This is a genomic window from Arachidicoccus rhizosphaerae, assembly GCF_900107765.1.
In the GTDB taxonomy this organism is placed as follows: domain Bacteria; phylum Bacteroidota; class Bacteroidia; order Chitinophagales; family Chitinophagaceae; genus Arachidicoccus; species Arachidicoccus rhizosphaerae.
On record NZ_FNQY01000007.1, the window covers coordinates 43,769 to 58,285 of the forward strand.

12 protein-coding genes are annotated in these 14,517 nt (G+C 46.4%); 5 read left to right on the forward strand and 7 right to left on the reverse strand.

Translation table 11 applies throughout. The annotated features are described in order from the left end of the window. Positions 1-2 precede the first annotated feature (2 nt). The 3 genes from BLU80_RS07475 to mraZ are packed head-to-tail and all read right to left on the reverse strand — an operon-like array spanning position 3 to position 1,804. Complete coding sequence (locus BLU80_RS07475) at positions 3-347, reverse strand: FtsL-like putative cell division protein (RefSeq protein WP_091395976.1); 345 nt, start codon at positions 345-347, stop codon at positions 3-5. Between the two features lie 25 nt (positions 348-372). Beyond that, positions 373-1,308 (reverse strand): 16S rRNA (cytosine(1402)-N(4))-methyltransferase RsmH, encoded by a 936-nt coding sequence (gene rsmH / locus BLU80_RS07480; RefSeq protein WP_091395979.1) that lies wholly within the window; start codon positions 1,306-1,308, stop codon positions 373-375. Continuing rightward, on the reverse strand, positions 1,301-1,804 hold the full coding sequence (mraZ, locus tag BLU80_RS07485; RefSeq protein WP_244518803.1) for a division/cell wall cluster transcriptional repressor MraZ: 504 nt from the start codon (positions 1,802-1,804) through the stop codon (positions 1,301-1,303). The genes rsmH and mraZ overlap by 8 nt, the downstream gene beginning before the upstream one ends. Before the next feature lie 408 nt (positions 1,805-2,212). On the opposite strand from mraZ, the gene BLU80_RS07490 reads away from it, so the two are divergent. Next, a complete protein-coding gene (locus BLU80_RS07490) occupies positions 2,213-2,794 on the forward strand; it encodes a cytochrome b/b6 domain-containing protein (RefSeq protein ID WP_170831176.1) in 582 nt (193 codons plus the stop codon). Positions 2,795-2,899: 105 nt separating this feature from the next. Here the strand turns inward: BLU80_RS07490 and BLU80_RS07495 are convergent, their stop codons facing one another. Then, positions 2,900-3,499 carry an NAD(P)H-dependent oxidoreductase gene (locus BLU80_RS07495; RefSeq protein ID WP_091395987.1) on the reverse strand — a complete coding sequence of 200 codons (600 nt, stop codon included), beginning with the start codon at positions 3,497-3,499 and terminating at the stop codon, positions 2,900-2,902. 95 nt (positions 3,500-3,594) lie between these two features. On the opposite strand from BLU80_RS07495, the gene BLU80_RS07500 reads away from it, so the two are divergent. Beyond that, positions 3,595-3,963 (forward strand): winged helix-turn-helix transcriptional regulator, encoded by a 369-nt coding sequence (locus BLU80_RS07500; RefSeq protein ID WP_091395990.1) that lies wholly within the window; start codon positions 3,595-3,597, stop codon positions 3,961-3,963. Positions 3,964-4,064: 101 nt separating this feature from the next. On the opposite strand, the gene BLU80_RS07505 is transcribed toward BLU80_RS07500, so the two are convergent. Next, positions 4,065-6,596, reverse strand: a complete 2,532-nt coding sequence (locus tag BLU80_RS07505; RefSeq protein WP_091395994.1) for a TonB-dependent siderophore receptor — start codon at positions 6,594-6,596, stop codon at positions 4,065-4,067. A 382-nt stretch (positions 6,597-6,978) separates the two neighbouring features. Between BLU80_RS07505 and BLU80_RS07510 the strand changes: the two genes are divergently transcribed. Beyond that, a complete protein-coding gene (locus BLU80_RS07510; RefSeq protein WP_091395999.1) occupies positions 6,979-8,982 on the forward strand; it encodes a glycoside hydrolase family 130 protein in 2,004 nt (667 codons plus the stop codon). A gap of 132 nt (positions 8,983-9,114) precedes the next feature. Here the strand turns inward: BLU80_RS07510 and BLU80_RS07515 are convergent, their stop codons facing one another. Then, on the reverse strand, positions 9,115-11,406 hold the full coding sequence (locus BLU80_RS07515; protein WP_091396002.1) for a GH92 family glycosyl hydrolase: 2,292 nt from the start codon (positions 11,404-11,406) through the stop codon (positions 9,115-9,117). A gap of 143 nt (positions 11,407-11,549) precedes the next feature. Then, entirely contained in the window at positions 11,550-12,413 is an 864-nt protein-coding gene (locus BLU80_RS07520) for a hypothetical protein (RefSeq protein WP_091396007.1), read from the reverse strand. 270 nt (positions 12,414-12,683) lie between these two features. On the opposite strand from BLU80_RS07520, the gene BLU80_RS07525 reads away from it, so the two are divergent. Then, positions 12,684-13,442, forward strand: coding sequence for a dioxygenase family protein (locus tag BLU80_RS07525; protein WP_091396383.1), 759 nt, complete (start codon positions 12,684-12,686; stop codon positions 13,440-13,442). Between the two features lie 330 nt (positions 13,443-13,772). Next, the gene (locus BLU80_RS07530) at positions 13,773-14,504 is read left to right on the forward strand and encodes a pirin family protein (RefSeq protein WP_091396010.1); all 732 of its coding nucleotides are present in this window, start codon (positions 13,773-13,775) and stop codon (positions 14,502-14,504) included. The last annotated feature ends 13 nt before the right edge of the window (positions 14,505-14,517 follow it).

The following is a 14,517-nucleotide window of genomic DNA, read 5'->3' on the forward strand; positions in this document are numbered from 1 at the left end:
TGTTAATTATCCTTTGGTTTTCTTGTTTCTAATTTAATATGTATGGGGGGCGTCTCACTGATTTTGAGCCCCGCCTCTTCTACTGCCTTTACTAATTCTGACTCTCTGGTCTGATACATGAGCTCACTTTTTAGTGTCTTGTATTCAAACTGAAGGTCTTTGATCTCTCTTGTCGTACGGCTGATATCGCGGATGGCTTTATCTGCCATATGACCGTTGGCGATATACAGGACCGTCAGCATGGCCAAAAACAGGAAGTAGCCGATATTGTTGGTAATCCAGTCATATCGGACGACTTTTTTAAATGATGCTTTAAATTTATTTTTCTCCTCTGGTTGTTGCATCATGGGTGGTGTTAATGGTTCTGCTGTTTTACTCTTGTGATAAAGCTATTTTTTCTGCTACTCTTAATTTTGCGCTTCTGCTTCTGTTGTTGGCCCTCAGTTCTTCTGGCCGGGCCGTGACCGGTTTACGGGTAATCACTTTTAAAGGGCTCCTGAAAGTGGAGTTTAAAAAAGGATGTTCCTCTTCCACTTCCAGTCTTCCGTTTTTAAAAAAGTTCTTCACCATCCTGTCCTCCAGCGAATGAAAGGTGATGATGGCGGCCCTTCCGCCTTTTGCCAATACACCGGGTATCTGTTCCAGTAATTCCTGTAAGGCCAGCAGCTCTTCATTGACCTGGATCCTGAGCGCCTGGAATACCTGGGCAAAATACTTATTGGGATTGCCCTTTACCATCGGATGGATAAACTCCTTAAAAGCCTGCACTGTTTTCAGATGACCGGCTGTCCGGTTGGTGACGATAAACTTGGCCAGGGTTTTAGAATTGGAGACTTCACCGTAGTTGCTGAAAATACGCAGCAGCTCCTGCTCGGAGTACTGCTCCAGTAGCTGCTGTGCGGTGAGGCTGGCTCTTCTGTCCATCCGCATGTCCAAGGGACCGTCAAAACGGATGGAGAAACCTCTTTCTCCCTGGTCGAACTGATGACTGCTGACACCTAAATCCGCCAGCACGCCGTCTACCGCCTCAATTTCATTTAAGCGCAAAAAGCGCTGCAGGTACCGGAAATTCTGAGCAATGAATAAGATTCTGTCATCCTTGGGGATGTTGGCCTGTGCGTCACTGTCCTGATCAAAGGCGATCAGCCTTCCGTCAGGCCCCAGTTTTTCCAGAATACCGCGGCTGTGCCCGCCGCCGCCGAAAGTGCAGTCCACGTATATGCCGCCCGGACGTATATTAAGGCCTTCCAGTGTCTCTTTATAGAGCACCGGCAGGTGATAGTCGTATGCGGGGGACTGGCTACTCATTATTCGGTGCTGGTTTTACCATGACATCCTGAGCTAACTGGCTAAAGTTATCCGCTGAGAAATCTTCAAAGATCTGTTTGTAAGCCTGGGCATCCCAAATCTCAATTTTATCTACCGCTGCTACCAGAATGATGTTTTTGGTGAGCCCGGCAAAATCACGAAGGGTGGAGGGGAGCAGCAGTCTGCCTGCGGTATCCGCTTCCACTTCCGTTGCTCCTCCTAAAAACTGACGTCTAAATGCCCTGACTTTTGGGTCAAAATCATTTAGTGTACTAATTTTGGCGAACATGGGTTCCCAGCTCTGCATGGGGTAGAGTGTGAGGCATTTTTCAAAACCGCGGTTGACGATGAAACGCAAGGATGACTCCTCCGGGATTTGTTTTTTAAATCCGGCGGGCAAAAGAAATCTTCCTTTTGCATCGAGTGTTACTTCGTATTCGCCTAAAAAATGCACCATTACGGTTGAATAAAGTTGTTTTTTGGAACTTTCTACCACAAAATAACACTTTTTCCCACTTTTAACCCAAAAATTGGAGGGGCTATTTTATCCACAAGTAAAACAGCCCTCAAATCCGCTACAGTAGTAGCTTTGGAGATATTTCACAATAATAGCTGTGCATAGACTGTGCATAAGCATTGCTAATTTGTGGATAACCTGTGCATAGCATGTGTATAAGCTTTTGAAAAAGCAGCCCTTATTCTGTGCAAAGCTAACAGTCATGAGGATTTGAGCAGATCAGTCTGCTTTTTTGAAAAAAGAAGCATTGAGTATGTGCATAACCTGCATTTTAGGGGAACCTCAAAAATTCCGTATCTCGAAATCCCCTTTAAGGGACGGATATTAGCTTTGCAGGGTTCATAAAATCAAAGCAAAAGCGTTATAATTTAACATTTCATTATTAAAGTGGCTTCTACTTCTTATACAAAAGCGCACCGGATCTTACATTGGCTGATTGCAGGTGTTTTCTTATTTATCCTTTTAACCGTCCTGCTTCGCCAGAACTGGATGAATAAAACCCAGGTGGGAGCAATCGTTGCTCAGAAATTATCAGATAAAGGCATCAAGCTGTCCCCAAAGGATGCCGAAAGCATCGGCAAGGCGGTCCGCTATCCCATGTGGCGTTACCACGTATGGGCAGGCTATGTGTTAATCGGGTTATATCTTATCCGGATGCTGGTATTCAGACTGCAGGGGTCCACCTTTAAAAGTCCGTTTAAAAAACAGCTGCCTGCAAAAGAACGGTTCAAATCCATGATCTATGTGGTGTTTTATATCTGTTTTGGCCTTACCCTGCTGACGGGTATGTTAATTGTCTGGCTGCCCAGAGGGGAAGCCTTTATTGAAGCGCACCATATAGCTAAACTGATTCATATTCAAGCGCTTTACTATTCGGTGGCATTTATTGTCCTGCATTTGGGAGGCCTTGTGCTGGGGGAACTTGGCAAGGATAAAGGCATTATCTCCAAAATGATTCATGGCGGTTAGATAGATAGAAAACCGTATTAACCGGTAACATGCATAAAAACCCGGGTGGCCATTGCTGTATTACAGCATAGGACAACCCGGGTTTTAGAATAGAACCGCTGACTACTAATAAGTATCGATGATGTCAGCAGGCTGAATGCGGGATTTGACCGCCAGGCCGGGCTGATTTTTATCCTCCGGATGCCGGTAACCGAGCGCCACGGCAAATAAAGGCTGATGGTGTGGTAATCCCAGTATTTCCCTGTAGGCAGCAGCCTGGATGCCTTCCATTGGTGTGCTGTCAAGGCCCAGGTGGGCGGCAGCTGATAAAAAGAAGCCTAAAGCGATATAAACCTGGTTGTTGAGCCAGGCTTTAATGCTGGAATCTCCAAGAGGTTTTAACATCTGATTGTAATAGGCTACTGCGCCCTCAGGCAGATGCCGGTGGATCTGCTGTTCAAACTGCTCCACATTATCCAGGCCGCTGAAGACAACCAGGTGGCTCGCCTGATTAATTTTTTCCTCGTTAAAGTAAGAAACCGCCGCCAGTCTGGCCTTCAGCTGAGACTCGCCGACGAAAACGAATTTCCAGGGCTGACTATTGATGGAAGACGGCGTTAATCGCAGAATTTCCTGTAATTCAGCGATAACGGACGGGTCAATTTTCTTAGCTGCATCATATTTTTTGGTGGTATACCTGTTTTTTGCCAGTTCCAAAAAGCTCATATAATTTAATTTTTATGGTTACTATACTTTTTAATGCTGCAAAATTAAGTATAGCATCTTATATTTGCAATAACCGTCAAAATGTATAGTAACCGATGTATCGTATAGACAACAAAGAATATCCCTGCAGTACCAGCCTCACCATGAAATACATTGGAGGCAAATGGAAAGCCGTGATCTTAATGCACCTGATGAAACCCAAGCGATATAATCAGCTCCGAAAGGAACTCCCTATGGTGACAGAGCGCACCATCAGCCTGCAGCTAAAGGAACTGGAGCAGGACGGTCTGGTGCTTAGAACGGTATATGCTGAAAAACCGCCTTTAAGAGTAGAGTATGGTCTCACGGAATTTGGCAGAACTTTAATTCCGCTGTTGACCAGTATTGCTGCCTGGGGGAAAAAGGCCGCCAGTCGGCAGACGGGCATTGAAGAGTTGCCGCAGCAGGGAACCGGAGGCGCCTAAGAAGATCTCACCATCCTTAAAAAAAAGAGCCAGCCCTTAATATATTCAGGCTGACTCCCGGTTCTTTATTTTAAAATTTATACAACGCTTCAGTCTTTGCATCAGAAGTGAATCATGATGCTGGCAGAGACATTACGCATCTGTTGCAATTGCAGGCGGTTATTCCAGTATCTTTCATTGCCCAGGTTGTTGACTTTTAAAGTCAGCCGGTAAATGGATCTTTCATAAAAAAGGCTGCCATCGGTGATCAGATAATCAGGTACGACAAAGCCGGTGAAACCTTTCAGATTATCTAACTGGGTGCCATAGATACCCCCAAAGCCTATACCCAGCCCTTTGGCCCAGCCACTTAACACTTTATAGCTCGCCCAGAGATTAGCCGTGTTTTTCGGACCGGCTCCATCGGGTCTGGTTCCTACAAGACCGTCATCTGCCTTTAGGTACTTACTGTCGTTATAAGCATAGCCGGCAAAGATATCCAGTCCGGGCAAAGGATTACTGGTCAGCTCTGCCTCAAATCCCTTACTCTGCTGGGTGCCGTTTTGTATAGAGAAGCCGTCATGCTCAAGGTCGTCTCTTAAGGTGTTTTCAACTTTGATATAATAATAACTCAGCGTTCCGGTTAATAAACCGTGCAGCAGGTTGAGCTTTGTTCCTGCTTCAAACTGTTTGCCGTTTTCCGGTTTAAAGCTATTGCCTTCATAATCTGTGCCTGCGACATTATTAAAACCGTCCTGATAATTGGCAAATAAGGATACTCTGTTTAAGACAGGCTGATAGACCACGCCAAATTTAGGAGAAAGGGCCGTCTGCCCGTATTTACCGGAGAGCTTACCGGTTAAATCATTAGCCGTGCCTCCGTCTTCAAAACGGTCGACTCTGACACTGGCCATCAGGTTCAGGTTCTCCCGCAAGCTGAACACATCGCTTACATAGGCGCTATAGGATTTCTGATCGCCCGCGTTTTTCTTATAGGTGGCATCAGCCAGCCGGTTATTAACGGCTGCCATATTGAAATTATAATAAGAGTTATCCGGATGTAAAAAATTGGCGGTATCCATCTTTATGGAAGTGGTATTGGAACTGCTGTTAAAGTCCAGGTAGTTAAGCCCCAGCACGATGCGGTTGCGCTTATCTGCAATTTTAAAGTCTCCGATAAAATTTTGCTGGATCTGGAAGCTCTGATAGTTATTAAGTCCCGCGGATATAGAGCGGTACAGGGTGGAATCGGTGACACCCGTCAGAGAGACGGTAGGGCCGTTTACATCATTGGTCGTATGGGCAAAGCTGGTCTGGCTGAGCCACTGTTTACTGATCTGGGTTTTAATTTGTGCGTTGACATTAAACTGGCTGGCCGTAAAATACACATCATTGTTGATGAAAGAGAGGTTGTAGTTAATCGGCAGATCCGGTGCTGTTTTGTACACCGTTTTTTTGGATGGGGTAAACCAGTAAGGGCTGGTGGCATCTCTATGGAAAAACTCGGTATTGACATTGACGGAGACTCTGTTGTTTACCTGGACATACAGGCTGGGTGCCAGAAACGTACTTTTTAAAAAGCCGGCGTCCTGATTGCTTTTGTTGTCATTATGGGCACCTGTCATCCTAAATAAAACAGTGTGGTCACTGTTGAGCGGCGTATTGCCGTCAAAAGTAATGCGGTTAAGTCCATAGCTGCCACCGGTATAACTGGCAGAGCCGCCTACACCGTCATAGGGCGTTTTGGTGACAATATTTACCACGCCGCCGAAGGAAGTCGTGCTGCCACCTGCACCTGCGCCAAACAGGGTGCTGGAAGGGCCTTTGATGACTTCGATTCTTTCAATATTGGCGGGATCAATGTCGGTCATGGTATAACCTGATACGCCATCCACAATCTGGCTGCGGACCTTAAAGCCTCTGGAGCTCATGGTAACACGGCCATTATTGGCCGTGGAAGGAACGCCCGATCCGGAAATATTTTTAAAGGCATCCTGATAGGACGTTAGGTTCTGTTCCTGCAGCAGCTGGCCGCTGATGGAGGTATAGACTTGCGGATTTTCCATATCAGAGATAGGAAGCCGCATCACATAAATGGAATTCTTGCTTCCGTATCGGTTGCGCCGTCCTTTGACGGTGACCTCAGACAGGCTGTGTATATCTTCCTGAAGATGAATAGGCTCCAGGTGTACCGTATCTGCTGCTATAATCTGTACATAGCTTTCAAAGGTTCTGGAACCGGTGTAAGAGACCAGCATTTTATATTTACCGGCCGGTGCTTTTAATTGAAAATAACCGTTTTTATCCGTGATGCGCACAACTCTTGTCTCCGCCAGTTGGACGGTCACACCAGGTACAGGGCTGTCATCACTGGTCAGCACATAGCCGTCCAGCACACCGGTGGCTGCGGGGCCGGGCCTGGTGGCGTTTGCCGGGTTTTGTCGGTTTTTCAGGGTAGCGGGGCCGCTGTTTAAAGCCGTATAAGTATGATGGGGCTGTGTCTGCTGCAGTGCTGCAGTATCCATAGCCTCAGGCCGGCTTGTCTGGGCGCTTAACTGCCAGTGACAAAATATACTTAGAAATAATAAGGAAATACCGGGACGAAGTTGCATGGCAGATGGATGACGTAGTTTTTTACTTGTCTGAGAAGTCATTTAAATAATATTTTTTGTTTTGCGGAAACCTAATGGCGCAGTAAAGATGTAAAGCCAGATACGCTGTTAAAACTGCAGTTGAGATTCCTTTGCTTAATTGCGCAGCGAAATAACTCCATTTATCTTACGAAGGGTGTCGATATCGGGAAACCTGTTATCGCAATCAGAAAAAATGATAAATTTTTATTATGCGGTTCATAACAGGCCTGCCTTTATTTGCAGGTGTTTTGCAAAATGCACAAATACAAAACAGAATCTTAATAAGTTTTTGATACCGACGCAAAAAAATATCTTTGATACGAATGCTTTATACACCTGACAAATACTGTAAAACCAGACAGTATTTGTTGCTGTATTTTTTATTTAATTAAAAATTTAATGCATGCGGAAACGTTTTTATTATCTCTTGCTGTTGTTGGCAGGGATTTGTCTGGGGGCTGCACAGAGTTATGCGGGAGGCTATACTTTTGGCTCTTTTAACCTGCGCTATGATAATAAGGGAGATTCAGTCAATGCCTGGCCCAATCGTAAGGATAAGGTCGCGACGCTTATTCGTTTTTTTGATTATGATTGTATCGGCACACAGGAAGGTCTGCATCATATGCTCACGGATTTAACCGACAGGATGCCGGAATATAATTATGTGGGTGTGGGCAGAGATGATGGCGATCAGAAAGGAGAATATGCCGCCATCTTCTACAAAAAAGATAAGTTTACCGTTGAAAATAGCGGCACCTTCTGGCTGTCCGGCACGGATATCGATCATCCTAATAAAGGCTGGGATGCGGTCTTGCCGAGGATCTGCACCTGGGCTGCCTTTAAGGATAAAAATACAGGGCTGGTCTTTTATTATTTTAATACGCATTTTGATCACGTAGGCACCAGGGCCAGATCAGAGAGCGCACGACTGATTACCGAACAAATAAGGAAGATCGCCGGCGCGGCGCCCTTTGTACTTACCGGTGATTTTAATGTCGATCAAAACAGTGCCAGCTATAAAGTGATGCATGATAACGGCATCATGCAGGACGCTTTTGAGACCGCTCCAATAAAAATAGCCTTTAACGGTACCTTTAATGCCTTTAACCCCAATGCCTTTACTAATAGCAGGATCGACCATGTCTTTTTGGGCAGTGGCTTTACTGCCGCCAGATACGGCGTGCTGACAGAAACCTACAGGCTGCAGCCGGGGGCGAATGCACAAAAGGCGGCCTCGGATAATTTTCCGGGACAGGTACATCAGCAAAAGTCAAGGGCTATGCTTTTCTCGGATCATTTTCCAGTACTGGTGACCTGTACTTTTGATAGTGCTCACGGCGCTAGGACAGCCTTACCCGACTGGGCTATGGGACCTTTTTTAAGACCGAGCCCCGCCAGTCCTTTGTTACAGCCGGAGGCCACTGCCACTTTTAAAGATCCGATGACGGGTAAAAACGTGCACTGGGAATCCGGCGCTGCCTTTAATCCGGCAGCCACCGTTAAAGACGGAAAAATCGTGGTGTTATACCGGGCGGAAGATTTGTCGGGAGAGCTGAAAATAGGCGGACATACTTCCAGAATTGGCTATGCCACCTCTACGGACGGCATCCATCTTCAGAAAAAGTCAACACCGGTATTATATCCTGCAAATGATAACAGAAAGCCCCATGACTGGCCCGGAGGTTGTGAGGATCCCAGAGTAGCCGTGACAAAAGACGGTCTGTATGTAATGATGTATACGGAGTGGGATCATAAACTGCCCAGGTTATCGGTGGCGACTTCCAGGGATCTGATTCACTGGAAAAAGCACGGGGAAGCCTTTAACAAAGCATTTGACGGTAAGTTCGCCCGCGTGGCCACCAAAAGCGCTTCCATCGTTACGGGTCTTGACAACGGTAAACAGTATATCCAGAAAGTTGATGGTCATTACCTGATGTATTGGGGAGAGCAGTTTGTCAATCTAGCCACTTCTGATAACCTGATTGACTGGACACCGATGGTAGATGATAAGGGGGAACTCGTCCGGTTATTTGCTCCCAGGGACGGACATTTTGATAGCCAGTTGACAGAATGCGGTCCGCCGGCTATCATAACGGATAAAGGGATACTACTGTTATATAACGGAAAAAATGAAAAGGGAGAAAAAGGGGATACGCATTATCCTGGCGGCGCTTATTGCGGCGGCCAGGCCTTATTTGATATCCATCATCCGGCTAAGCTAATCGGAAGACTGGATAAACCGTTTTTTGTACCTACGGAGCCTTTTGAACGTACAGGCCAGTATAAGGATGGTACCGTATTTTTAGAAGGAATGGTTTACTACGCAGATAAATGGTATCTGTATTACGGTTGCGCTGATTCCATGGTGGGCGTGGCTATTTTTGATCCGGGAGCGGATAACCATTAAATAAGCATAAGGGGCAAGGATCAACCGGCCCGTTTACTGGTCTATTGAAAAGAGGGCGCAAGCTTCCGGAGTTTATTATTCTCCCGAAGCTTGCGCCCTCTTTTTATGATGATACTGTCTGCCGGTCGAACTTTACTTACTGACGCCCCAGCTTTTATTGGGTCTGTCACCCATCACCAGTTTGAGTGTCCCGCCTTCCATGATATCCTTATGGGTAATAAAAGGCGTATTCAGCGGCCGGCCGTTTAAAGTAGCCGACTGGATATATTTACCCAGTTTGGAGGCACCGGGTGCCAGCACGGTAAAATCCTTGCCGTTTTGCAGGTGAATGGTGCTCTTGGTAAACAAAGGGCTGCCAATGGTATAGATGGGTTTGCCTGGTACCACCGGATAAAATCCCATAGAAGAAAACACGACGAAGGCAGACATGCCGCCGCCATCTTCATCGCCCGGGATACCAAATATGCCGTTATTAAACCAGGTGCTCAAAAGTACCCGGATTCTTTTTTGGGTTTTCCAGGGTGCATCTGTGAAGTTATAGAGGTAAGGGATAAAAAAGCTGGGTTCATTACCCATGGAGAACTGACCTACCAGACCGGTCGCGTCGGTGAATTTGACCCAGAAAAGTTTCTTTTCCATGCCCAGGCTGGCTCTGAAGAGTTCATCCAGTCTGTTTTCAAAGCCCTGCTTGCCACCCATTAACTGAATCAGATCCGGTATATCCTGCTGTACCTGCCACATATAGGTCCAGCCATTATTTTCATCATAATAATCCCTGCCGCCGGGACCGCCGTCAAAGGCCGGATTGATGTCAATCCAGTTGCCGGCACTGTCCTTGGGTAAAAAGAATTGTTTATCGGCATTCCAAAGGTTTTTATAATTTTTACTGCGGGCCATAAAGTGAGTATAGTCCTGTGTTTTACCCAGGCTTTTAGCCATCTGGGCTACCGCCCAATCGTCATAACTGGTGCCTAAAGTAACTGCTACGGCCTGCCTTTTCTCAAATCCATTGACATAGTCATAGGGCTCTTTCTCGCCCGGATGTAAGGCCGGGAAATATCCGTGCTTATAATAAAAACTATCCAGCGCGGTAGCCGGGCCGTTTCTCCAGGGCAGTATCGTGGCGCTCGCTGAATTTTTGCGCATGCCCTCATAGGCGGCGTTTACGTCAAAATCTCTCAGGCCTTTGTTGTAGGCGTCCAGTATGGAAACGGAGCTATGAAATCCGTTCATGCAGGCATGGTCGCCATAGAGTACCGGGAAAGTGGGCATCCAGCCACTTTGCTGGTACATCCTGACGTAAGACTGCAGCATATCCTGCTCTATCTGTGGCTGCAGGATGGTTCTGAGAGGATGCAGGGCCAGATAGGTATCCCAGGCCCAGTCGTCTACATAGAAATCTCTTTTGTCCGTGTGCACCTGATGGTCATAACCGCTGTAGTATTTACCGTTCTCGGAGATATTGACCATGCGCTCATAACATCTGTAAAGTGCCGTATAGAAACTTTCTTTTTGTTCTACGGTGCCGCCTTCCACCTGAATCTGACCTAGTACCTTTTCCCAGGGTGCCCTGGCTGTCCGGGCAAAGGCTTCCAGGCTCGGGTTTTGCTGCAGTTCAAGTGCAAAGTTTTCTTTAGCCTGCTCAATACTGATATAGGAGATGGCGTATCTGAATTCAACCGGTGCGGCGTCCCGGGTGAAGCTGGCATAAAACCTGGTGCCCTTTGCCTGGATGTCGCTGCCCCTGGCAATGGCGGTGCCGTCCGGTTTGAAGTAAGCCGGGTCGGCGTTAAAGCGTCCGTACATATAGACTTTGACCGACTGCATGCCGGCTTCTGCCGGGAAATACTGCATGCCTTCTAAAGAGCCGTCTGGATTAAAATGCCACTGGTCATCCATATGATTATAGGATCCGAACAATACTTGTCTGGGGCTGCTTTTAGGAAATGCAAAACTGAAAATGCCGGTTTTTTTGCCGGGAACAAAATCCATTTCTATCTCCGGGTCGGCAAAATAGTTATGATAATGCCAGGGGTTTCTGATTTCCAGGTCCTGGTCATAGGCCAGCTTTTGCTGCCAGCTATCCCTAGTCACTTTTTGATCTGCATTAGGCAGGATGGGAAAAACCTGACCCAGTCTGTGGGATACCAGTTGCAAAGGGAAACTTCGGATCTGGTCATCCAGATAATCATCCCGGTCCGGGGTCATACGGATCATCTGATAGGGTTGCTGGATGGTGGGTCTTGTGGGAACAAGCAGCCTGCCAACACCGCCTATTTCTGATTTGAGATACTGCAGGTTATCGGATGCGTGCTGCGCATGTAAGAACCCTGGCAGGCTGACAGCCCCCAGCCACAGCCATGTGCTGACAATGGTACGGCTCCATTTTCCCTTATAGCTTTTGATTTGTTTGTTTGTATCCATCTGAATTGTACTTGGTTTTGAAAAGCTCCTAAAAATAAGCAGGCTTTTAGCATGCCTGAAATTATTAACGTTTGGTTCAGCCTTTAGTAGCGGTAAACCGGTCATGACACGGATGGATCCCGTAGGGTAAATTACCGGAATATCTAAAGGGCCGCATAATTTAATTGCGGATAGGCAGTGGCCATAAAACGCAGCATCTGCTGCAGGCTCAGCCAAGTTTTTTGATCAGATCTGCCCCTGTGGGACAATAACAGACAGGTGCTGAGTGCCGGTACCTCAAAAGGGATAAAATACTGATGCAGCCATTCAGCCCTTTGCGGGGCCTGCAGAAATAAACGGTAGATCCTGAAACGCTGATTGCCCTCCATGGGTTCCAGCAAGGTATTTTGCCGGGCCTTGTCTTTAAAAAAGCTCCTTTCTCCCATAAACCCGAAACTCGCCTCCGGAAACTGCCCGGTCAGCTCTTTTAAAATCGCAAAACAAGTCCTGAGTATTTCTGGGAACCCCCCTTTATGGGTTCTGACCGCATATTTATTCAGGCTCTTGAAGTTTTTATTATAAAACTTCAGCATAAAGGTATGGATACGCGGATAATAAAAAGCCCTTAGGATGATCGTGCCCCTTGCCCTGGGTAACTCAAACTGATAAGCAAGCACCAGACTAAAGGGAGGTTTATTTTTACCTCCCCGGTGGCTTAGGTTGCGTTTAGATATTAATTTAAAAGGCAGCGGTGCTGTTTTGTCGCTGTTTTTAGCCCCCACTTGGTTATCAGCCGGTTTTTTTTGCAAATACTCCTTGTTATGAAGGGTAGCAAAGGCCGTATCTGGCAGGCGTTTTTGTGCAGCAGTCAGCTTTTTGAGGATGTTTTTTACGGGGATCTCTGCATGACTGGCTGCGTCCTGCCAATGCAACCTATAGGCTTTGGCCTTAGCTCTTTGATAGGTGGACGTATACCTGCCTGTTGTTATCGGAGCAGAACGTTTACTGATTTTTCCGGTGGATGCCATTTTTTGCCAATTGCTGCTAATGCATTAAAAAAAGATATCGAAAATAAAGGATGATGATAAAGATACTGTAAACCAAGGGTAATTTACTGTTTATATTCTCTGGAATTCCCTGAACCCGGGCCAATGTGCATGCGGTCTTCAAAATCCGGCGAATCTGCATAATCCTTTGGGTAGGCGATTTTATTACCCGTTTGGTCGATTTTGGCTTGTAAAAAATGTTAACCATTGATAGTTTTAATCAAAATCATTATTAAAAAAACCTTGGGAAGCATGGAAAGAAAAGAATTTTTAAAACATTCATTGTCGGCATTGGGCTTTGTGGTGGTGGCACCACTCATTCAGGCCTGTAGTACCGGATCGGTGACGGAACCCGATAACACGAGTGGCGGCAGTGTCAGTGGAAGTGGATCTGCAACGGAAGTAACACCGGATACGGATTGTAAAGTAACCCCGTCGGAAACAGAGGGGCCGTTCCCGACGCATGACCCGGCCAGTTATCTGCGCAGTGATCTGCGCAAGGGCGACGGGGTAGGAGCCACTCTCGTTTCCACCATCACGGTAGTGGACGTGAATAACAGCTGTAACCCGCTGGAAAATGTCTATGTGGATATCTGGCACTGTGATGTCAACGGGGATTATTCAGAGTATGGCGGTTCTCAGATGCAGCCTACGGATTACACGGAGCTGCACTGGCTGCGCGGCCGTCAACTGACAGACAGCAATGGACAGGTGGTGTTTACCTCTATTTTCCCAGGCTGGTATCAGAGCAGGGCTACGCATATTCACGCCCATATCTTTGACAAAAGTGGTAATTCCCTGTTGGTGACCCAGATCGCTTTCCAGGATAGCCTGGCCACGGCGGTCAATACGGACGGTTCAGATTATGGGTACACAAAAGGCATGAGTGGGTATACGTATAACAATGCAGATAATGTGTTCAGTGACGGGTTCACCCAGGAAATGTCCGTCGTCAGCGGCACGCTGGCTAAGGGCTTTGCGCTGAGTATCACCTTACACGTTAAAGCATAATACATGAAAATCGCAACCACTTCATAATGAGTTTGATAACAGTTTTAGTCTCGGTTTACCGAGGCTAAAACTTTCATAAAATGGCAACATTTTTACAGTTCTTAACGAACTTATAAAAGCGGTCATTGGGCGATATTTGGTTCTAATTTGTCGATTTCTGCCATGGGGATTTAAAAGACTTTGTACGTTTATAGCACAATGATGCGAATGATTTGGAAGCAAAAGCGTGAAAGTGTTTTAATAATGGTCTGTTCAAAGACACTGATCGCAAAAGCAGGATACATCCGCCATCAGAGGTAAGTCTAAACCCTAACTTTTAATTTGAATAGTATGTCTTTCCCTTTAACAATTGCAAACGGTAAGTTCTATCCTGTAGCATTCAGAAAAGGCCCCCAGACTTCTTTTTACAGAAGCCTGCCGGTACTCTCTAAAGGTCCTACGGAACACAGCTCCGCCTTAAACAAACCTTTGCTCCACTTTAATGACGAAACGCTGGCGGCCAAATACAGTACAGAATACCTGGCCAAGCAGTCGCAAGTGACTTATCTGATTCCGCTCAGCGGACGACTGAATATCAATTATAAAGGGCAACCTCATATTATTAAACCCGGCACGCTTTATATCCTGGATTTAAGCGCGGGGGACGCCATTAAAATTACCAATCCCCAAAGGGATGAACTGAGTAATTACCTGGTACTGTCAACGGAGTCCATGGCAACCTTCTCCAAGATGACACAGTTCGTTTATTTTGATTTGTCAACGGCCGAAGGCATGCGCCAGAAGCTCATGGAAATCCATTCCATCGGGCATCCCTCTATTTCCGGGACCTTTAAGAAGGTCAGTATGGGACGTTATAATGCCAGAGAAGATTTTAATTATTATCCCCATAAAAGGGATGCGAATAAAACCCTGTTTTATGTTGTCAGCGGCTCCTTTGAAATTGAGGGGCGTCTGTTACAGGACAGAGACGGGCTGATGCTCTGGAACACGGATCAGGTACAGATGGAGTCTCTGGAACAGGACAGTATCTTACTTATATTTGAATATGCCACCAGGTGGTAAACCCCTGAAAATT